At 36.3% G+C, this 21,134-nt stretch carries 19 protein-coding genes and 6 pseudogenes; 6 read left to right on the top strand and 19 right to left on the bottom strand.

All coding sequences use genetic code 11. The annotated features are described in order from the left end of the window. Positions 1–218: 218 nt before the first annotated feature. Positions 219–329, bottom strand: a pseudogene (locus AC0OMA_RS02995) (molecular chaperone TorD family protein); the annotation flags it as partial. 170 nt (positions 330–499) lie between these two features. Here AC0OMA_RS02995 and desA point away from each other — a divergent pair. Further along, complete coding sequence (gene desA / locus AC0OMA_RS02990; RefSeq protein WP_181218305.1) at positions 500–1,528, top strand: Delta(5) desaturase DesA; 1,029 nt, start codon at positions 500–502, stop codon at positions 1,526–1,528. 427 nt (positions 1,529–1,955) lie between these two features. Here the strand turns inward: desA and AC0OMA_RS02985 are convergent, their stop codons facing one another. The 10 genes and pseudogenes from AC0OMA_RS02985 to AC0OMA_RS02940 all read right to left on the bottom strand — a co-directional run bounded on the left by AC0OMA_RS02985 (position 1,956) and on the right by AC0OMA_RS02940 (position 11,919). Beyond that, positions 1,956–2,528: a class D sortase gene (locus AC0OMA_RS02985; RefSeq protein WP_181218303.1), complete on the bottom strand. Its 573-nt coding sequence runs from the start codon at positions 2,526–2,528 to the stop codon at positions 1,956–1,958. Between the two features lie 6 nt (positions 2,529–2,534). Then, positions 2,535–7,100, bottom strand: a complete 4,566-nt coding sequence (locus tag AC0OMA_RS02980) for an isopeptide-forming domain-containing fimbrial protein (RefSeq protein WP_474221886.1) — start codon at positions 7,098–7,100, stop codon at positions 2,535–2,537. A gap of 744 nt (positions 7,101–7,844) precedes the next feature. Then, positions 7,845–8,369 carry an NAD(P)H-dependent oxidoreductase gene (locus AC0OMA_RS02975; protein WP_045206853.1) on the bottom strand — a complete coding sequence of 175 codons (525 nt, stop codon included), beginning with the start codon at positions 8,367–8,369 and terminating at the stop codon, positions 7,845–7,847. Between the two features lie 198 nt (positions 8,370–8,567). Then, positions 8,568–8,680, bottom strand: a pseudogene (locus tag AC0OMA_RS02970) (phosphatase RapI inhibitor PhrI). Further along, positions 8,643–9,048 (bottom strand): annotated as a pseudogene (locus AC0OMA_RS02965) (tetratricopeptide repeat protein); the annotation flags it as partial. The pseudogenes AC0OMA_RS02965 and AC0OMA_RS02970, both read right to left, overlap by 38 nt. A gap of 318 nt (positions 9,049–9,366) precedes the next feature. Further along, the gene (locus AC0OMA_RS02960) at positions 9,367–9,747 is read right to left on the bottom strand and encodes a DUF4467 domain-containing protein (protein WP_121643697.1); all 381 of its coding nucleotides are present in this window, start codon (positions 9,745–9,747) and stop codon (positions 9,367–9,369) included. Between the two features lie 63 nt (positions 9,748–9,810). Then, complete coding sequence (locus AC0OMA_RS02955; protein WP_474221885.1) at positions 9,811–10,314, bottom strand: hypothetical protein; 504 nt, start codon at positions 10,312–10,314, stop codon at positions 9,811–9,813. A 14-nt stretch (positions 10,315–10,328) separates the two neighbouring features. Then, positions 10,329–11,332: pseudogene (locus tag AC0OMA_RS02950) on the bottom strand (bifunctional lytic transglycosylase/C40 family peptidase). 104 nt (positions 11,333–11,436) lie between these two features. After that, the gene (locus AC0OMA_RS02945; protein WP_322840240.1) at positions 11,437–11,739 is read right to left on the bottom strand and encodes a tyrosine-type recombinase/integrase; all 303 of its coding nucleotides are present in this window, start codon (positions 11,737–11,739) and stop codon (positions 11,437–11,439) included. Continuing rightward, on the bottom strand, positions 11,740–11,919 hold the full coding sequence (locus AC0OMA_RS02940) for an Arm DNA-binding domain-containing protein (RefSeq protein ID WP_252494307.1): 180 nt from the start codon (positions 11,917–11,919) through the stop codon (positions 11,740–11,742). 28 nt (positions 11,920–11,947) lie between these two features. Here AC0OMA_RS02940 and AC0OMA_RS02935 point away from each other — a divergent pair. The 3 genes and pseudogenes from AC0OMA_RS02935 to AC0OMA_RS02925 form a co-directional block, all read left to right on the top strand. Continuing rightward, positions 11,948–12,046, top strand: a pseudogene (locus AC0OMA_RS02935) (Replication initiation factor); the annotation flags it as partial. A 423-nt stretch (positions 12,047–12,469) separates the two neighbouring features. Next, positions 12,470–12,934, top strand: a complete 465-nt coding sequence (locus tag AC0OMA_RS02930) for a GNAT family N-acetyltransferase (protein WP_181218300.1) — start codon at positions 12,470–12,472, stop codon at positions 12,932–12,934. Between the two features lie 274 nt (positions 12,935–13,208). After that, a pseudogene (locus tag AC0OMA_RS02925) lies at positions 13,209–13,766 on the top strand (site-specific integrase); the annotation flags it as partial. A 362-nt stretch (positions 13,767–14,128) separates the two neighbouring features. Here the strand turns inward: AC0OMA_RS02925 and speB are convergent. Together speB and AC0OMA_RS02915 are read right to left on the bottom strand one after the other, a co-directional pair. Then, positions 14,129–15,034, bottom strand: coding sequence for an agmatinase (speB, locus tag AC0OMA_RS02920; RefSeq protein ID WP_474221884.1), 906 nt, complete (start codon positions 15,032–15,034; stop codon positions 14,129–14,131). 77 nt (positions 15,035–15,111) lie between these two features. Next, the gene (locus AC0OMA_RS02915; protein WP_474221883.1) at positions 15,112–15,951 is read right to left on the bottom strand and encodes a MerR family transcriptional regulator; all 840 of its coding nucleotides are present in this window, start codon (positions 15,949–15,951) and stop codon (positions 15,112–15,114) included. A 147-nt stretch (positions 15,952–16,098) separates the two neighbouring features. Here AC0OMA_RS02915 and AC0OMA_RS02910 point away from each other — a divergent pair, with 147 nt between their 5' ends. Beyond that, a complete protein-coding gene (locus AC0OMA_RS02910; RefSeq protein ID WP_333513996.1) occupies positions 16,099–16,443 on the top strand; it encodes a DMT family transporter in 345 nt (114 codons plus the stop codon). Next, on the top strand, positions 16,443–16,757 hold the full coding sequence (locus AC0OMA_RS02905; RefSeq protein WP_333513997.1) for a DMT family transporter: 315 nt from the start codon (positions 16,443–16,445) through the stop codon (positions 16,755–16,757). Before AC0OMA_RS02910 ends, AC0OMA_RS02905 begins: the two co-directional genes overlap by 1 nt. A 75-nt stretch (positions 16,758–16,832) precedes the next feature. Here the strand turns inward: AC0OMA_RS02905 and speE are convergent, their stop codons facing one another. From speE to AC0OMA_RS02875, 6 genes are all read right to left on the bottom strand, one after another. Next, the gene (gene speE / locus AC0OMA_RS02900; RefSeq protein ID WP_326229860.1) at positions 16,833–17,663 is read right to left on the bottom strand and encodes a polyamine aminopropyltransferase; all 831 of its coding nucleotides are present in this window, start codon (positions 17,661–17,663) and stop codon (positions 16,833–16,835) included. A gap of 278 nt (positions 17,664–17,941) precedes the next feature. Further along, positions 17,942–18,628 carry a hypothetical protein gene (locus AC0OMA_RS02895; protein ID WP_474221882.1) on the bottom strand — a complete coding sequence of 229 codons (687 nt, stop codon included), beginning with the start codon at positions 18,626–18,628 and terminating at the stop codon, positions 17,942–17,944. Between the two features lie 84 nt (positions 18,629–18,712). Then, the gene (phrI, locus tag AC0OMA_RS02890; protein ID WP_474221881.1) at positions 18,713–18,832 is read right to left on the bottom strand and encodes a phosphatase RapI inhibitor PhrI; all 120 of its coding nucleotides are present in this window, start codon (positions 18,830–18,832) and stop codon (positions 18,713–18,715) included. Continuing rightward, positions 18,789–19,964, bottom strand: coding sequence for a response regulator aspartate phosphatase RapI (rapI, locus tag AC0OMA_RS02885; RefSeq protein ID WP_474221879.1), 1,176 nt, complete (start codon positions 19,962–19,964; stop codon positions 18,789–18,791). Before rapI ends, phrI begins: the two co-directional genes overlap by 44 nt. Positions 19,965–20,178: 214 nt before the next feature. Further along, complete coding sequence (locus tag AC0OMA_RS02880; RefSeq protein ID WP_474222416.1) at positions 20,179–20,559, bottom strand: DUF4467 domain-containing protein; 381 nt, start codon at positions 20,557–20,559, stop codon at positions 20,179–20,181. Between the two features lie 62 nt (positions 20,560–20,621). Next, positions 20,622–21,128 carry a hypothetical protein gene (locus tag AC0OMA_RS02875; RefSeq protein WP_031600193.1) on the bottom strand — a complete coding sequence of 169 codons (507 nt, stop codon included), beginning with the start codon at positions 21,126–21,128 and terminating at the stop codon, positions 20,622–20,624. Between the last annotated feature and the right edge of the window lie 6 nt (positions 21,129–21,134).

Below are 21,134 nucleotides of genomic sequence, written 5' to 3'. Positions count from 1 at the left end.
AAAAACTTTGGTTTGAAAACACCGTGAAAAGTGAATCACGAGTGTCTTTCTTTGCTTAATAGTACTTCATTAATGAAAAGCTCAGCTGTTTCTTGTTCAAGAGCAAGATAATCTTTTAAAAGCAGGGCTTTTCACTTGTAAAACTTTGTTTCTGCAGACGTTTCCAAACAGTCACTCATGGATATCCCCATTACTTCATTCCTTTTTTCTTCAAACAATCAATGTTCAAGGTCTAAATAAATCGATCCCCATGGGGGAGCATTGAGAGAGTTTGACCCGATAAAGTGCTGGGTATAATCTTCATACGCCTTTTGTATCCCGGCTGACTCTGCTAATAAATGATGTAATTGAACTGGAAATCAGTTTATTATTTCCAATAATTTTACAGATGAATGGGAAGAATACTTATCATATATGGTGTGTATAACGTTGGGCCTTCAAAGGCTATAAAACGTTTTCTACACTTAGAAGATCACCAGGGAAGGGGAAACTTTTGAATATGAAAGAACAAAACCTAAGGACTTTGAGAAAACTGGTTACACCTTATGAAAAATCCGATTTACACAAAAGTATTTGTCAAATCATTAACACATTGGTACCATTTTTCCTGTTATGGTGTTTGGCATATAAGAGCTTGTCGATTTCTTATTTCCTTACATTAGCGATTTCTGTAGTTGCGGCAGGTTTTTTAGTGAGAACCTTCATCATCTTTCATGATTGCTGCCACTATTCCTTTTTTAAGAACAGAAAGGCGAATCGAATCCTTGGAACATTAACAGGAATTCTGACTCTGCATCCTTTTGATCATTGGGCACACGATCATTCTGTCCATCATGCGACAAGCAGCAATCTGGACAAACGCGGTACAGGCGATATTTGGGTACTGACGGTTGAGGAATATAAGGAGGCCTCAACTAAGACAAAAATAATGTACCGATTGTACAGAAATCCGTTTGTTATGTTTATTATTGGGCCGATTTACGTTTTCGGGATTGCCAATCGTTTTAATCGAAAAGGAGCAAAACGCAAAGAACGGATGAATACGTATGTAACGAACCTGGGGATCGTCGCTTTGGCAGCACTTTTATGTTGGGCTATTGGCTGGCAAAACTTCCTGCTGGTTCAGGTGCCGATTTTTATGATATCGGGCACTCTCGGAATTTGGATGTTTTATATTCAGCATACGTTTGAGGATTCTTATTTTGAAGAAGATGAGCATTGGGAATATGTAAAAGCAGCAGTTGAAGGAAGCTCTTTTTATAAACTTCCAAAAGTCATGCAGTGGCTAACAGGCAATATCGGTTTTCATCATGTTCATCATTTAAGCCCGAGAGTCCCAAACTATAAGCTTGAAAAAGTGCATAACAACACTGAACCATTGCAAAACGTTCCGACCATTACACTGGCAACAAGCCTTAAATCGTTAAAGTTCCGCCTATGGGATGAAGAAGGCAAAAAATTTGTTAGTTTTAGCCACTTAAAAAAAGCTTCTAAAAGCCAAGTATCGGCGCGGCTAACAACGGATTAAAATAAACTCCCCATAATCGCAGAATAAAAGTGCAGACTTGCGCAACGATGTTGTGCAGAGGTCAGCACTTTTTTAGTGGACTCCACAATGCGGTACAGCCGTATTTTCCGCAAAAAAATAACACCAAAGATGGTTAAGCCCTTGGTATTATTGGGGTGCGGCCGAGAGAACTTGAACCTTTACGGTTTATTCACCCCACTGGGCCCTCAACATAGTAAATCCTTATCACTGGTTATGAAAGCTTGTTTTCATTACACTCCTTATATTCATTTCCCATCATTTCTATACGTTTACATCAATTATGGTTAAAAAATGGTGAGCCAAAACCAATGAATGTCCTTACTTTTTTCGCCTATTTTGATTAAGAATTTTATTCCTTTCTTATTATAAAAAGGCTGACGAATTATCGTCAGCCTAATCTTTGTTCTCATATCCGTTTTCCATAAATAATATATCGTTTCGGCGCATTACCAATATATGAAAAGGGATAACAAGTTGTAAGAATGAGCTCCTCTTTATTATGCTGCAATGTAATAATAGACTTATCTTTTTGGTCTACAATTTTTGTTTTGTCTATTTCATATGAAAAACTTCCATATGGCAGCTCAACCTTTAATTGATCACCTTTTTTCAGTTCACCCGTTCGGCGGAAGACGGTATCCCGATGACCTGATAGAACAATTTGCCCGTTTTCATCTGGATAATAACTGCCTTTGTAGTGGCCGACTCCTTTTTCCAAATCATCCGCATCGGTTCCCTCTACAATCGGAAGCTCTGCGTCGATCTTTGGAATCTCCAGAATGCCAACTGCCTCTCCGAACTTAGGCTTAAATCCTTCTTTTTCTGAGCCGCCGCTTTTTTTAGAAGGGCTCTTTAGTGCAAGTTTTGCCTCATCTAAAGTTTGTTCTGTCTTATGATTGATGTCCACCACTTTCCAGACTCCGTAACCTGTAAAAACGAGTCCAGCAATAATGATGCATATAGGAAGATATTTCTTCATGCAACATCAGACATTTCTTTTTCTTCTAAAGTACCAGAGTGCAGTTCCTGCTACTAACAATACCAAACCAACAAGGATCAGATTATACGTATTTGTTGCTGTATTTGGAAGCTCATTTCCTGTGTCACTTCCCTGATCTTTAGTTGTAGGCTCAGTTTGGTTTGGCTTTTCTGGATTGCTAGTGTTAGTTGGGTTATTAGGCTTGCTTGGTTTTCCAGGTACCTCTGGTTTGTCAGATACAGGGTCTTTCTGTTGGACTGTAATGTCTGCTTCAGGCTTATCCTGCTTATCAATACTGCTGCCTTCGACAGTTGCCACGTTTTTAATTGTCTTGCCTTCATATCCAGACTCAATTTTCGCTTGGAATGTCACAGTCCGCCACTCAGTGTCAGTGACATCGCCAAAGTTAGCAGTAACCTTGCCTTCCTTGATTGTTGCTTCTCCGCCGTTGCTCGTTTTCAAGCTGCCTTCGACATACTTCAATCCGGCTGGAAGTTCATCTGAAATAACCAGATTTTCCACTTTACCATCGGATACTGTATTACGGGTCTTAATCGTGTAAACAACAGTGTCGCCTACTTCGTATTTCTTTTTGTCTGTGTCAAGGTTTTTCGCTGTCTTTTCTGATTCTAAAACAGGAATTCGCGGATATACCTTCACTTCATGGCTTGGTTTATCAGGAGTTGTGATATTGTCGCCGCTGATGTTTGCAGTGTTGACGATATCTTTACCTGCTTGACCAGACTTCACTTTTGCTTCAAATGTCACAGAGTGCCATTTCGTATCTGTCACATTGCCAAATTCACCTGACACCTTACCGTCATCATCGTCTTGATCATCACTTACTGCAGTACCATCTACTTTCAATGTTCCCGAAACATATTCTAATCCTTCCGGAAGAGAATCCGAGATGACAAGATTTTTAACAAGGCTGTCTTTAACTGTGTTTCGGGTTTGGATTGTGTAAAGAAGCGTGTCGCCCACTTCCGGATGGTCCGCATCTTTATTTCCTTCAGCTTTTTCCTTAATGGAGGCTGTTTTCTTTGATTCTAATTTTGGATCTTTCGGATCGACTTTAATGTCTGTACCCGGTTTATCCGGTGTGTCGATATTGTCACCATCAACAGTTGCCACATTTTTAATCGTCTTTTCCGCATAGCCGGACTCAATTTTCGCTTGGAATGTCACAGTATGCCATTCCGTGTCTGTAACATCACCAAAGTTAGCTGTGATTTTGCCGTCCTTGATTGTTGCTTCTCCGCCGTTGCTCGTTTTCAAGCTGCCTTCGACATACTTCAATCCGGCTGGAAGTTCATCTGAAATAACCAGATTTTCCACTTTACCGTCGGATACTGTATTTCGGGTCTTAATCGTGTAAGCAACAGTGTCGCCTACTTCGTATTTCTTTTTGTCCGTATCAAGGTTCTTCGCTGTCTTTTCAGATTCTAAAACAGGAATTCGCGGATATACCTTCACCTCATGGCTAGGTTTATCAGGAGTCGTGATATTGTCGCTGCTGATGTTTGCAGTGTTGACGATATCTTTACCTGCTTGACCAGACCTCACTTTTACTTCAAATGTCACAGAGTGCCACTTCGTATCTGTTACATTCCCAAACTCACCTGACACCTTACCGTCGGCATAATATCCATGATCGTCGTCTTGATCATCACTTACTTCTGTGCCATCTACTTTCAATGTTCCTGACACATATTCTAATCCTTCCGGAAGAGAATCTGAGATGACAAGATTTTTGACAAGGCTGTCTTCAATCGTGTTTCGGGTTTCGATTGTGTAAAGAAGTGTGTCTCCCACTTCTGGATGGTCCGCATCTTTATTTCCATCAGCTTTTTCCTTAATGGAGGCTGTTTTCTTTGATTCTAGTTTCGGATCCTTAGGATCAATTTTGATACTTGTTTCGGGCTTATCCGGTAAATCGATATTGCCGCCGTCAACGGTTGCCACGTTTTTAATCGTTTTTTCCGCATATCCGGACTCAATTTCCGCTTGGAATGTCACAGTCCGCCACTCAGTGTCAGTGACGTCGCCAAAGTTAGCAGTAACCTTGCCGTCCTTGATTGTTGCTTCCCCGCCGTTGCTTGCTTTTAAACTGCCATCTACATATGATAAACCAGCTGGAAGCTCATCTGAAATCACAAGATTTTCTAAGGTACTTTCCGTTATTTTATTACGTGCCTTAATGGTGTAGACTACAGTGTCGCCTACTTCATATTTTTCTTTAGCCGAGTCAAAATTCTTCGCCGCTTTTTCTGACTCTAAAACAGGATCACGCGGATATACTTTGACCTCGTTACTAGGTTTGTTAGGAATGTCGACATTATCACCGCTGATATTCGCAGTGTTGACAATGTCTTTACCTGCTTGGCCCGTTTTCACTTTCACTTCAAACGTGATATTATGCCATTCCATGTCAGTGACTTCACCGAAATCTCCTATAATTTTGCCGTCTGCGTAGTGACCTTGGTCATCGCCTTCTGAGTCACTTACCGCAGTGCCGTCTACTTTTAATGTTTCTGGGACATACTCGAGCCCTTCTGGAATTGCATCTGAAATGACGAGATTTTTTACTAGACTGTCTTCAGAAATATTTCGAGTCTGAATTTTGTAGAGAAGTGTATCCCCCACCTCAGGATGATCTGCATCAGTATTACCTTCACCTTTTTCCTGAATAGAAGATGTTTTCTTTGACTCTAGTTCAGGATTTCGCGGATACACTTTGACTTCTTGTTTTGGTTTATCCGGAGTAACAATATTGTCCCCTGTCACGCTTGCTGTGTTAACAATATCCTTACCCGATTGCCCCGGCTGCACCTTGGCTTCAAATGTCACAGCATGCCATTTCGTATCGCTTACATTTCCAAATTCGCCTGTAGCTTTTCCGTCGACGTAATGCCCCTGATCATCATCCTTGGTATCACTTACTCCAGTACCATCTACTTTTAATGTTCCTGGAACATATTCCAATCCTTCCGGAAGAGAATCCGAGATCACAAGATTTTTCACAAGACTGTTTTCAACCGTATTTCGAGTCTGAATAGTGTAAAGCAGTGTGTCTCCCACTTCTGGATGATCAGCATCCTTATTTCCTGCTGCTTTTTCTTTCAGATCCGCAGTTTTTTTCGACTCTAGTGATGGAGGGTTATAATTAACGTGAATTGTGATTGTCGTTTCTGTCGTCCCACCATATCCATCATCAACAATAATCGTAAATGAATCGTCACCAGAATAGTCTTTATCAGGTGTATAGGTCCATGTTCCGTCATCATTTACTTTAATCGTCCCATGGCTTGGTTGCTTACCTTCTTTATAGGTTAAACTATCACCATCTGGGTCTGACCCGCTTACTTCTCCGGAGACCGGCGTATTTACCGTTGTAGTCTTTGAATCATCCGGGGCAGTTGGTGGCTTGTTGCCAGCTGGAATTGTACCAGAATCATTTGCACAGCCATTGGATGCCGATATTGTAATGTCTTTAGAATGATCAGCATTTTTCAATATCGCATGAATTTTCCCATCTGCATCAGAAACTAAACTTGTTACAGCTTCTCCGTTAGGTCCAGTTAACTCTCCGCTAGAAGCAGTAAAAGAATCAAGTGGTGCCCCCTGAACCGGATTACCTAGTGGATCAAGCAACGTTACAGTAACATTATATCCCCCTTGCTGATTTGACTGATCAGTCGTTACCTTTACAGTGCTAGGCGCTTGTTTATAATCATTTTGCTGGTTGAGCGTCTCAATAGGGTTGTAGTGATTTACAAAATACCAGTTATAGATATCATGAGTCTCATAATTTGGAGATCCTGTTGACCCAGTAAAACCAGCATAAAAAGGTTTTCCATTAAATACAGTACCAAGATCTATACCATTTACATCTAAAATTTGTTTAGAACTTGCCCTATCCGGTGATGTACCAAGACGAACCTGAACATTCTTAGTTAGGCCATCATAATCGATCCACGTATAATACTGGGTTCCGTTAGATAAAACGTAGTTTGTACCATTAGCTGTATTATATTGATCTAGGTCAGTATACCAGCCAGCTTTGTTAACCGGATCGCCATTTTCTGCTAGTCCGATATAGTTTGCAGAAGGATCGCCATAACCTGTGTTTAGGAATGTGTCATATTTAATAGTAAAACTCGGTTTAATTCCATAAAACGCTAGGCTTCCTCCATTAGTTAGTGAGCTGGTTGTATCACCCTGTATGGTAAAAGTTAACCCGTCACTTGGACCTTTAGGGCCAGGATTACTCATTTTAAACGAAAAGGCTGTGCTAAATGAATAATTGTCTTTTGGACAAATCTCATTTTTATTAATAGCTGCCCCAGCTTGTGTTTCAGATGCTGGTGTTAGCCGTATAAAATCAGTCCCATTAGGAACTTGTGCAGAACCATTTAAATAAAACAATTGATTTGCAGTATCAGTGGAAAACCCATCATATTTCATGGTTAGCCACTTACTATCCGCAGTAACAGCCTTTGCCTTTTTAACTGTGTTAGGCAAAACAGTAAACAGGTTACTTACGATTAATAATATGATTGCTAACAACATGAAGTATTTCCTGAATTGCTGCTTGTAAGACTTAGGTAAAAAAGCTTTCCTCATAACCCCACCCCAAATACCATTTTTAAAAGAAGTTTACATTTACAAAATTGGTTTCTGAATCTGGGCAAAAAGCCCTCTCTCTGAATTTCACTCTCGTTCTTTATATGGTCCCCCTCTCTTTTTTCTAAATATATTAAATAAGTACATCTTTTACAATGTGACAAAATATTCATATATTTGTCATAAAATAAGGTTGAATTACAAAAAACATGAAGTATTTGTCGTAATTTGTAAATGATAAATAGTCCTTTATTGTTTAAATCTGTTCGAAACCGGGCATCAACATCTCAATCTAGAAACATTTGATCACTCTGATGCAAAAACAAAAAAAGATACCAATATAGTTTGGTATCTTCTTTGAGAGTTCGAGTCCCTCAACCTAGTAAAAACATATCATGAGTTACAAAAGCTTTTATTCAAAGCGTCTGTTTATTTTATTTATACTTATTTTCATCATTTTTCATGAATTCTGGGCAGAAATTGGGCACCTATTAGAGACCAAGGAACTCTACATTTCATCAAGAAATATGTACTCATTGCCCTGCTGTAATTAGTTTTAAGCCCTCGCTCTATGCCCCCCCTGCATTCATTATTCGATGTAACTTTGGAAATAACGTTTGATTAAAATCTATCGCAAACCCTTATTTTCACAACACATAATTTGTTTCAGCTTCCTTCGCGAATATCGGTTCAATGCTCAGCTTTAAGATAGTCAACCAATTTCTCCGCACTGTTCTTAACATCTTCTTTTGAAAGGTGAAGTGTCCCATATTGTGTAAACGCAGGAAGAAAACGCATTCCTATATAGTTAGCAGTGACTTGAAACGGTCTGATAAGCTCGCTGATCGTGATATTATATTCTCCGCCTGCTTGATAATCAGATTCCTGTGCGCCTAAGGAGATAGCTAAGAGTAGTTCTTTTCCATGCAATTTAGTCCCTCCAGTTCCATAAGCCCAGCCATGTGTTAACACATCATCTTCCCATTGTTTGAGTAACGCGGGACTGCTATACCAATACATTGGGAACTGAAAAACGATACGCTCATGATCTAACAGGAGCTGCTGCTCTTTTTCTACATCAATGATAAAATTAGGGTATTCACCGTACAGGTCATGAACCGTAATGTCATTCTCTTGCTTTAAACGATTCATCCAGGTTTTGTTGACAACAGACGTTTCCAAATTAGGGTGTATAACGATAACTAATGTTTTCATTTGACTGATTATCCTTTCTTCGCCGAGTAGTTATTATTGCTTTTACGATAATGAATTGATTCTAATTTTAAAATAGTAACTTTATTTACACCTATTTTATCCCTTTTCATGAATTCAGGGCAACTAATTGGGCACCGATTACATTTATAGTCCAAAAAAGCTTAACCTTTTAATAAAGATTAAGCCTTTTTAGTACCCTCATGCGCCTACCCTATCTGCAGCCACTTTGACTTCTGTACTAAGATTACTTTGCAAATAAGTTATTGAAAAAAACTACTTAAAATGACTGCTGCCAATAGAACCAGGCTGATTTTCAAATCAATAATCTCCCCTTTTTTTAATTTTTCGTCTTGCTTCAATACTCATGCGATAATATTCATTAGAGAGCATTAAATTTCCTTGTTTATGATAATAATCAGCGACTTCAATCGAAAAATTTTCAACATCAGCAAACATCTTCCTCGAAGCCAAATATGAAAATGCATTCTCTATTAATTGAGTCTCTCCATGAGAAAAAAATAATCCCTCTAATATTTTGAATTTCGCTGAGTATTCCTTATCATCACTTTTATCGGCAATAAATCGGCCTTTCCTAAAGTTATGTCAAAGCAACATCATAATTTGGTTGTTTTGCTTCAACGTAAGTTAAAGTGAATAAAGTCTTTGTTAGGAAACTATAATCTCTGCTTGCTTCTTGAACATTATTTATTGATGTATACCATTCATTTACTTTTTCTTGACTATGCCGTACGGAATTTTATCTTTATCTAAGAAAACACCCCGCAAGAAAATTCCCATCCTTACATAAATTATTTGAATATTTACATTAATTGTATTATGTACGAACACCCTTTACTTTACAAAGATGAAGTTGCAAAAAGATACATTATATCTACTCCTTTGCGGTTTTTTTGAGGTTATACCAATACTTTTGCGACTTGACGCCACATCACGGCAACCCTTTCATAAACACAAAAAAGAGGAGTAAACACATAGCCTACTCCTCTAACTTAGTTTCTTTACCTTTTGCTTCTTCATAATCTGGTGTTTTCCTTGATAAGCCAAGTCGATCATTTTCTCCATTCCCCGGCATATCAGTCATCTTTTCATATTTATCTCCTAATTTTTCATAATACTTAAATGTTGTTAATTCACGTGAAGAGTTATCCGGCATATAAAATGCAAACTGAATATATTTGCCCCCTTCATAGACTCTAACAATCGCATTCTCTCTTTTAATATTTATCTCTGTGTCATTTCCTTTATGCTCTTTATATTGGCTAATTACATCATCAATCGCATCATCATACTTGCTTCCACCACATGCAGTTAAAACAAACATCATCATCAAACTAAGGAAAATAAAAAGGTTTTTCAAAATAAACATTACCTCTTTTTTTTAATATTTAGTATAAACAAACAAATTGATCTTTTCCACCTTTTATCCATTTCCCTTAACCTGCACATTATCGACTAACCAACCATCCTTTTCTTTCTTCATAGTCGTTTGTACAATTAACACTTGATTCGTAGTGACTGAATTTGCAGTTGTGGCGACTTCCACAATGTTTAAAAACAATTCATGAGACTCATCTAACGGATAATAACTCTCTAGTGATAGTAATTCACTTTGCACGCTGACTGTGTGCTTTTGATCAGAACGAGAAGAGAATGCATAGTCAAATCCTTTTCCAGTTGTATGCTTCTTAACTGTCTCATATCGCTTATCTATGTCCGAGTAATTAAAAAACGCTTCAAAAAATGCCTTGTTTTCCGAAGCGCTGCTTGTTGATTCTATATGGTTCAATTCCTTAATTTTTTCTGTCAAAACTTCATTCTTATCCTTTAACTTTTCAATCTTATACGTTTGCTGTCCATTCGTGAAAAATCCAGTTAACATGACTAATAATAAACAAGCCAAAACCCATGCAATATGTGTTTTCATGTTTTCACTCCTAATTATTTAATGCGTCCAAAAGATACAAGGTGCTCTCTCCAGTAACCTGATTTCAGATCAGAATATTCGATTCCACTGTCATTTGAATTAAACATTCTTCCATTTCCTACATAGATGCCGACGTGAGTAATGGCTTTTCCTTCATATGTGCCGCCAAAGAACACTAAGTCACCCGCAGTCGCTTCTTTTTCACTTATTTTTTTTGTTGCCCCATGTTGTTCTTGTGCTGTTCTAGGAAGAGTGATTCCAGCTTTCGCAAAAGACCACTGAACAAGGCCCGAACAATCAAATCCAGTTTTCGGGTTTGAACCTCCCCAGGCATACGGCTGCCCTTCATATTTCAAAGCTTCTTTCATAACCGTTTCATAGAAATCCATAGAACCATTCACAGGCTTAACATTTTTATCAGAGCCTTTCACATACCTCATGACATGGTCAACATGACATGGTCAACATAACTTGGGGCACCGTAGCTTTTCCAGCCCATTTTAAAAGCTTGTAATCGGCTGAAATCAAGTGCCAATTTCTTTGTGTATTTCCCGCCATTCTTTTTGACATAGTCTATAAATCCGGAACCAAAGTTGTATGCCTGTAAGGTTAAACGAACATCACCGCCAGCCTGTTTAAAAACCTTCTTAAAATGTTTAATGCCGACTTCAATCGAACGTTCTGGGTCAGTTATGGAGTTGGGAGGTAAGCCGATACTTTCGGAACTTTGCATGATATCTAAAGAACGCCCACCACTTTCTTGCATGGTGAGCGCCATAATAATATTCACTTGATCAAAAACACCTTCCTGACGGGCGTACTTCTCAAATACAGCCCTAAATCGTTCGACTTCCGGCGCAATGCCAACCGTCTCATATTCGCCATCCCCGCCGCCTATGAAATCGTCTCCGACTTGATTTTCTCTTGATATCGTCATAACCACTACGATACATAAAACAAAATAGAAGATAAAAGGAGCCGAGAACACCACAGGAAGAACTACCTTTTTACTTATCATTTTGTTCTTTCATCCCTTCTCAGTGTAGAATACTTTAAAAAGCTGCTCTTCACTTTTATCTATTAATTTTATAAATGTTTTAAATTGCTCAGGTGTCCAAAATTTCATTTGTTTTTTAGTATTGAAAGATTAGGTACTCCATCGCATGGATTTGCATTAATAATTTTTTCATTAATTGCGGTATCAAATAACTTTTTTAATATGATCATTATGTTGTTAACAGTTTTGTTAGATAATCCTGTATCAATCAATTGTTTCTGAAAAAGTCTTATTTCTGTATGAGTAAGCTTCTTGATATTACTATTTATAAAGTGAGGAGTAATATGTTTATCAATTGTGTATAACTGAATCTGATAATAGTTAGGTTTGTTGTGAAGTGTGCAATTCTCCAAGTATATATCTTTCACCTAGTTAAAACTTAAGTGTAAGCCAGAATTGTATTTATGTTTGAGTGCAATGTACAATTCTTCTGCCTCTTTTTTTGTTTTTGCCATTCTTATTTTTCTTCTGCGCCTTCCTGTAACTGGATCTACACCGACGCTTATATCTACTTTGTATGAACCGTTCTTCAGCTTTTTAATTGGCATGACTGTCAACTCCTATCCAAATGCCTCGACTTTGCTGTCAGATATGATCGCAGAAGCTGAACTGGCGGAAAAACATGAAAAAATGTTGAATGTGTTTATAGCTGATGTTGCTGATATGGTCGTTTAAAAACAAGCTGCTAAACCTTTATAAACATAAGTGATGCGATTAAACGTATGTGTCATACGGTACCGGAACGAAGTGAGGATAAGGAGTTGACATATTCAGCGCCACCAAAACCCTCTTGGCATTGAACAAACAACCGTTTGTTCCTGCCTACCGGCGAGAGAGTCCCCCGATGATTCGGGGGAATAGGGGGATAGAATATTAGCAATCCAACGGGCTTCCGTTGGTGGGTTTGGGTGAAACCCAAAAGTTTTAAGTAATTATTTCACATTTTGTATGTAATATTTTAACAATGATTTTATGTTTGGAGAGGAAATTTATAAGAATTACTTATGTAATACCATTGGAAAACAAATGTTAACGTATGGGATTTAATGAGGTAGTATTTAGTTAAAATGATTCAGCGTTCATTAAGGGGGGAATTTATTGGAACAAGAAACTAAGTTTAGAATAGCTACTGAACAAGATTTAGATAGAATTGTAGAAATGCTTGCTGATGATGAATTGGGAAGGCTTCGTGAGCGTTATGAACAACCACTTCCGGAAAGTTATACAAAAGCATTTCGAGCTATCACGTCTGACCCTAATAATGAGTTGGTAGTAGCTTTTCAAGACGATGAAGTGATCGGTGTACTTCAAATTACATTTACTCCGTATATTACACACCAAGGTGGATGGAGAGCTACTATTGAAGGAGTTAGAACAGCCTCATCCGTGCGTGGTAAGGGGGTTGGAACTGAACTTATAAAATGGGCAATTCAACGTGCAAAGAAACGTGGTTGTCACTTAATTCAACTTACAACAGATAAGCACAGAGTCGACGCATTACGTTTTTATAAACGATTAGGTTTTAAATCTACGCATGATGGTTTAAAAATGAAATTGGAGTAGTTACTAATCAGCTAACGGATGCTTATCTTCAATAAAGATTTAAAACATGAATAAAGTTAAGGATCCTTGTTTTATGGTCATTTGTCATAATATTACCAATCGAAAAAAACGTTTAAGAACAGTATGAGTGTTAATTCTGCTGTTCTTTTTTGCGTGTGCAAAATTAGATTAAACAGCAATCCAACGGGCTTCCGTTGGTGGGTTTGGGTGAAACCCAAGAACTTAAATCGGAGGGATAAGATGTTTAACATTAATCTGTTGAATCAGGCCCGACTCTGTTGCTTATTTCACGGGAATGAGATGTGGAGAACTGCTCGCTTTGACTTGGAATGATATTGATAGCGTAAGAAAAGAAATAAATGTGTATAAGTCACTATCATTTATTAAAGGTGAATATAAAATCACTCCACCAGAGACCAAAAATTCTAATAGAAGGATCAGTGTTAATACAAAATTACTTGAAATGTTACTGGAGTGGAAAGAGAAACAAAAAGACATATTAGAAAAACTTCAAGTATCATCATCAGATAACACTTTTATTTTTCAATACAAAGAGAGTCCAGCCAATAAAGACATTTTTAGCCGAAAAATCAAAACAATTTGTGCGCGAGGAGAGGTAGAACCGATCCGCCTTCATGATCTGAGACATTCACATGTCGCATTGTTAATTCATCAAAGGGAAGATTACATCACAATATAAGAACGACTAGGACATGCTTCCATCAAAACAACAATCGAGGTTTATGGTCATCTCTTTCCTAATAAACAAAAAGAAACTGCTGATAGCTGGATGAATTATCTAACAAGTGGAGTAAAAAGGAGTAAACCTTAAAATTAAAAGAGAGCATAAAAAAATACCAGGGGTCTACAACCCTTGGTATCATTGATGCGGCCGAGAGGACTTGAACCTCCACGGGTTATTCACCCACTAGGCCCTCAACCTAGTAAAAACCTATCATGGGTTACAAAAGCTTTTAACCAAAGCATCTGTTTATTTTGTTTACACCTATTTTCATCATTTTTTATGAATTCTGGGCACAAATTGGGCACTGTTTTTAGGATAATTAAACCGCTGAATAATTGGTTGTTATGCACTTCCCACGATGAGCTTTTAAGAGTAAACTTTTTAAACATCTTATTATACTTGCTCCTGACCAGAAATCGAAAAACAGCCTTAAGATGTTTTAATTCTATTTATCTTTTAATATTTTGCGCTAGTAAATATATCAAATCAGTGGCAATTGTCGCAGCTGCTAATGATGTGACCTCGCCAGCATCATACATTGGAGAGACTTCCACAAGATCAGCCGCAACGACATTTAACCCAGCTAATTCCTGCAGTAACCGTCTTATATTGTAAGTATCCGGTCCACCAACAACAGGTGTCCCTGTACCGGGTGCAACACTTGGGTCAAGTGAATCTATATCAAACGTTATATAGACAGGCATATTTCCAATAATGCTCTTAATTTTTTGTGCTAACTCTTCTGTAGACATTTCCAAGGCTTCATTTGCGTATATGATATTATAATTTTGATCATTCGGCATATTGGTCCTAATAAACACTTGTACTGATTTCAAAGCATCAACATAACCAATTTCCGCTATATCATTTGCAAATGTACCATGAAATATTTCACCATCATTTCCAGACAGAGAATCTTGATGACTATCAAAATGAAGAAGCGCAATCTTACCATGCTTCTCATAGGCAGCTCGAACCAAACCATAAGGGATAGTATGATCTCCGCCTAATGTTAGTAATTTCGCTCCTGACTTTAATATCTTAGAAGCATGAGAATAAGTTTCGTCAATCATTAATTTTGTAGAATTTTCACCGATATTTGCTCCAACATCGCCGTAATCAATAATGTTCAACTTTTCTTTGACATCATACTTATAAGGATAAAGAAAATTCCCCGCATGCAATGACATCTGACGAATAGATCTTGGTCCAAATCGAGCGCCTGGACGATTTGAAACACCTACATCAAAAGGGACCCCCATAACCGCTATATCTACGTTTGTTACATCTCTTGTTTGTGGAGTTCTCCAAAAAGTCGGAAGGCCTGAGTACGCTAAAAATTGTTTCTTTTCCATTATATAAATCCCTCCTTTGCTAATATGCTGATAGCATAAACTCTTGTGCGACCCAAATGTCAACCATACAACTTTAACTAACGTTTTTTATGTTTCACTACAGGAATTTGAATTTCAAACATAGCTTCATTCGGCTCATCTGTTATTGAAATATCCACTTGAACCATTTGAAGTGCATTCCCAGCAAGTTTGTAATCCTGTTCTTTGATGAAGGCTATCAATTGGGTTAAACTATCCGTTCTATCCCATATTTCTCCGTAGTGTCTTAAACACACAAATTCCCCCTTTGGTATACGAATCACATATTCCTCAGGGATATCTTTTATATGATTGGTTCTAGCAATTAAAGTTGTCGGCGCTGAATAATCATTTTGAAGAAGATCCTCCTCTTCAATTAAAACCCCTAAACGATTACTTGCGACAAGTGGTGCTTTCTCCAGCATCAGATTCTCAATTTCAATAACCCCATAACTTAGTTCTAAATCATTTGATATTTTCGTGTTTTTCGTAATGAAAAACCGTTCTTCTAAGGAATAGATTTTTATCCCCGGGAACACCCCTTCCTCAGATACCCTGTGAAAATTTTCTATCTTTTCATTTATACTTTTTTCTAGATCGATTAATTCTTTTATATTTCTTTGCAATGCTTTATGTTTTTCTTTTAGGATTCTGATTGATTTTTCCGTATTTCTTTCTGTTAAAAAAATTTTGATCTCTTCAAGAGTCATACCAATTTGACGCAATTCTTTTATTGTCCCAAGAACCTCATATTGATAAATCGAATAAAAACGATAACCCGTATTCGGGTCAATATATGCAGGTTTAAATAGCCCAACACGATCATAATGTCTTAACGTTTCAGCAGTTATTCTTCTTAATTTAGCCATCTCACTAATTGATAAAAGCTCTTTTAACAATGTCTTTTCACCTTCTTTTATTGTTCATCATGATATGTTCAGACTTTCTTGACTTTTTTGTTACACAAAGGGTTATGTTAATAACAGTTATCTTGATATAACTTGATCTTAAGTAAATCTTTAATTAAATATCTAAGGAGGATCGTTATGAATCGCAATTGGTTCTATGTATTAGTTGCCGGAATTTTGGAGATCGGCTGGGTGTCTGGGTTAAAACATTCAACAAATTTGATTGAATGGATATTAACGATTGTAGCAATCGTTTTAAGTTTCTGGCTATTAATTATTGCCTCAAATAAATTACCAGTAGGCACTGTATATGCAGTATTTACTGGAATAGGTACGGCTGGTACTGTTACAGCTGAAATGCTCTTATTTGGAGAACCTTTTCAACTCATAAAAATATTATTAATCTTATTGCTTCTGGCAGGAGTAATTGGATTGAAACTCATAACTAAAGACTCAACAGAGCCGGAAGGAGGACATGAATAATGGCTTGGTTGCTTTTAATATTAGCCGGCTTATGTGAAGTTATTGGAGTTTCCGGGATTAATCGCTTTGTCATCCGGAAAGATATTAAATCCATATGTGTCCTCATTGTAGCATTCACATTAAGCTTCTTCTTCCTTTCACAAGCTATGACTAGTATCCCTATGGGTACCGCTTACGCTATCTGGACTGGCATCGGGACAGTTGGAGCCGCATTAGTCGGGATGTTTATATACGGTGAACCTAAAGAATGGCGGAGAATCCTCTTCATCTCAATGATTTTATGTGCGGCTATTGGGTTAAAACTGCTTTCTTAGTCTAAAATTTTCATTTAAAAAAGGCATACTTGTTACAGTATGCCTTTTTTAATCACTGTTTAAGTGTTTTTAGATTTAATCATTACATAAATCACTTACAAACTTAGGCAAAACAAACGCTGCGTTATGAATTTCCTTTGTATAATATTTGCTTCCAGTGTCATAAAATCTATCTTTATCAATATTTAAAGGATCATGCTTTTTTGAGCCCATAGTAAAAGTCCATAAACCACTTGGATAAGTGGGTATATTACAAGTGTATAATTTAGTAATAGGGAAAATCTCTTTTACATCTTTGATAACCGTTTGAATGAGATCACCTTTAAACCATGGATTATCAGATTGAGCAACTAATATGCCATCATCTTTCAATGCTTTTGATATACCGGCATAAAAACCTTTCGTGAATAAATTAGCAGCTGGTCCAACCGGTTCAGTTGAATCGACTAGAATTACATCATATTCATTTTCACTTTCAAGAATATGCATATAACCATCTTCAATTCGCAAATCAAAACGCGTATCAGCTATATTCTCAGCAAACCCTGAAAGATATTTTTTAGAGTACTCAACTACTTTACTGTCTATTTCTACTTGAACTACACTAGTAACTGATGGGTGTTTCAATATTTCACGAATGACACCACCATCCCCTCCTCCGACTACAAGGATTTTTCTTGGATTTGGATGAGTAAATAACGGAACATGTACCATCATTTCGTGATATACAAATTCATCTTTTTCTGTAGTCATCACCATTCCATCAAGTGTGAGCATATTTCCGAATTCTTCTGTTTCAAATATATCAAGCTGTTGAAACTCCGTTTTTTCTGAATGCAGAGTTCTTTTCACTTTAGCTGTTATACCAAAAGAATCTGTTTGTTTTTCAGTAAACCATAAACTCATATGATTCCACCCTTTTCTGTTAAAAATCATTTTTCAGTATAATCTTTTGTGTTACACAAAAGTCAATATTATAAGACTAAAAACATAAAAAAACATACCAGTATTATTTGGTATGTTTTCTTCTTTAGATAGCCCCTCAATCCCTCAACCTAGTAAAAACATATCATGGGTTACAAAAGCCTTTATTCTAAGCATCTATATATTTTATTTACACCTATTTTCATCATTTATCATGAATTATGAGCACAAATTGGGCACCTTACTGAGACCAATTAACACTACATTTCATCAGCATCTAGCGATATACGACTCATTGCCCTCTCATAATGAAAATCTTCCAATTCTCTTTGATATTGTTCCCATTCTTGCTTTGTATACAGGTATCTCTCCGCATCCACTTCCTTCATTACGTTTCTTTCTGTGATATGTTCTTGGAAAAAATCAAGTATATGACTATATAAAAATTTTATCTTCTCAACTAACTCATTAACACTGGGTTCATCTAAAATGATTGAATGATGTGTTATATGATTTCGATAGTCATTAATAAGGGTTATTGCCGTCTCAACATCTTCTGATATATCTATATCAAGTAAAAACTTAATTCTTTTAATTGCTTCGTTCAAATTAATTGTAAACAATTGTTTCTTTTTATTGCCGTTACCTAAATCAACATCAAAAACGTTTCGCTTGTTATTAAATTCAAACGGGTTTTTCTTACCCTTACTTTCATTCTTTAGCTTTTCTTTTGCTTCCATATATAAATTTATATCAGTAAATATTAACGATTCATTTTGCTTTGACAATATGTATTTCAATAAAATTTCTATTCCATGATTAAGAAATATAATTGCATCTTTTAAAAAGTGATAACTGCTTCCCTTATGATACTTCTCAAATTCTACTATGTTAATTTTAGCTTTCTTTAATGAATCTATGCCATTTTCTAATAAAGAGTATTCCATTTCGTTTTCCTTCTTTTCTTATCTTTTTTTATAAAAAAGCTTAATCAAAAAGATTAAGCTTTTTTCTAATTAATTTAGCAACCTCTATGCCCCTACCCTATCTGCAGCCACTTTGATCTCAGTATTATGATCACTTTGCAAATAAGTCATTGAAAATACACTACCTAAAATCACTGCTGCCAATAGAATCCGGCTGATTTTCATCAATAATCTCCCCTTTTTTAATTTTTCGTCTTGCTTCAATACTCATACGATAATATTCATTAGAGAGCATTAAATTTCCTTGTTCATGAAAATAATCAGCGACTTCAATCGAAAAATTTTCAACATCAGCAAACATTTTTCTCGAAGCCAGATATGAAAATGCATTCTTTATTAATTGAGTCTCACCATCAGAAAAAAATAATCCCTCTAATATTTTGAATTTCGCTGAGTATTCCTTATCATCACTTTTATCGGCAATAAATCGCCCTTTCCTAAAGTATATCAAAGCAACATCATAATTTTGTTGTTTTGCTTCTACATAGGTTAGAGTGAATAAAGTCTTTGTTAGGAAACTATGTTTTGATTTTTCAAAAATTTCTAACGCTAAAATTAAATGTTGTGAAGCCTTTTTATATTCTTTCAATTCATCATAACAAATCCCAATATTCATGTGTGACATTGCAATTAAATGCTCTATGTTACTTTCCTTGGCAATTTCCAAAGAATTTAGAAATTGTTCCAAGGCTCTTTCGTATTCTAAAGAATCGATCAGGTTACCTGCAACAATAAATTGACAACGCACAGTTTGTACCGCATACTCTTCATACTCTCTAAATATTTTGAGTGCACGATTTGCATAATTCATGGAGAAATATGTTTGTTTCATATAATAATATACATAGGACACTTTGAAAAAAAACTCTGCTTTTTCTATTTCATCCTCAACTTCCGATAACTTTGATTCAGCTATTCGATAGGCACTTATCGCTGAAGTTAATTCTTTTCGCCTAAACTCATACATACCCTTAAAAAAGTAAAAATAATATTCCAACATGCCAGTTAATTGCCCTTGTTTCTCAATTTCTTTTATAGTCTCATAAGCATTATTGAGATCTTCTATTTCCTTAGATTTCATATAACTCAGCATTATCTCGTGCCTAAAATCTAATAACTGATAATATAACAAGGCATCTTGGTTTTCTTCCATGTTTAGCAATTCTTTCTCTACTTCTATTTTTATAATCTCTGCATGCTCAACTTGATCATCTTTTATTAATGTATACCAATCATTTAACTTTTTTGTGACTATGTCGTACGGAATTTTATCTTTATCTAAGAAAACACCCCGCAAGAAAATTCCCCCATCCTTACATAAATTGTTCGAATATTTACATTAATTGTATTATGTCAGAACACCCTTTATTTTACAAAGATGAATTGTAAAAAGGTACATTATATCTACTCCTTTGCGGTTTTTTTGCGGTTACACCAATACTTTTGCGACTTGACGCCAACATCACGGCAACCCTTTCATAAACACAAAAAAAGAGGAGTAAACACATGGTTTACTCCTCTAACTTAGTTTCTTTACCTTTTGCTTCTTCATAATCTGGTGTTTTCCTTGATAAGCCAAGTCGATCATTTTCTCCATTCCCCGGCATATCAGTCATCTTTTCATATTTATCTCCTAATTTTTCATAATACTTAAATGTTGTTAATTCACGTGAAGAGTTATCCGGCATATAAAATGCAAACTGAATATATTTGCCCCCTTCATAGACTCTAACAATCGCATTCTCTCTTTTAATATTTATCTCTGTGTCATTTCCTTTATGCTCTTTATATTGGCTAATTACATCATCAATCGCATCATCATACTTGCTTCCACCACATGCAGTTAAAACAAACATCATCATCAAACTAAGGAAAATAAAAATGTTTTTCAAAATAAACATTACCTCCTTTTTCAATATTTAGTATAAACAAACAAATTGATCTTTTCCACCTTTTATCCATTTCCCTTAACCTGCACATTATCGACTAACCAACCATCCTTTTCTTTCTTCATAGTCGTTTGTACAATTAACACTTGATTCGTAGTGACTGAATTTGCAGTTGTGGCGACTTCAACAATGTTTAAAAACAATTCATGAGACTCATCTAACGGCTTTGAATAACTCTCTAGTGAAAGTAATTCACTTTGCACGCTGACTGTGTGCTTTTGATCAGAGCGAGAAGGGAATGCATAATCAAACCCTTTTCCAGTTGTGTGCTTCTTAACTGTTTCATATCGTTTATCTATGTCGGAGTAATTAAAAAACGCTTCAAAAAATGCCTTATTTTCCGAAGCGCTACTTGTTGATTCTATATGGTTCAATTCCTTAATTTTTTCGCTCAAAACTTCATTTTTATCTTTTAACTTTTCAATCTTATACGTTTGCTGTCCATTCGTAAAAAATCCAGTCAGCAATATCAATAATAAACAAGCTGAAGCCCATGCAATATGTGTTTTCATGTTTTC

The sequence above is a fragment of the Bacillus sp. AMCV2 genome, from assembly GCF_056033925.1.
Note: the sequence above shows the minus strand (reverse complement) of the source record. Positions and strands in the feature narration are given on the sequence as shown.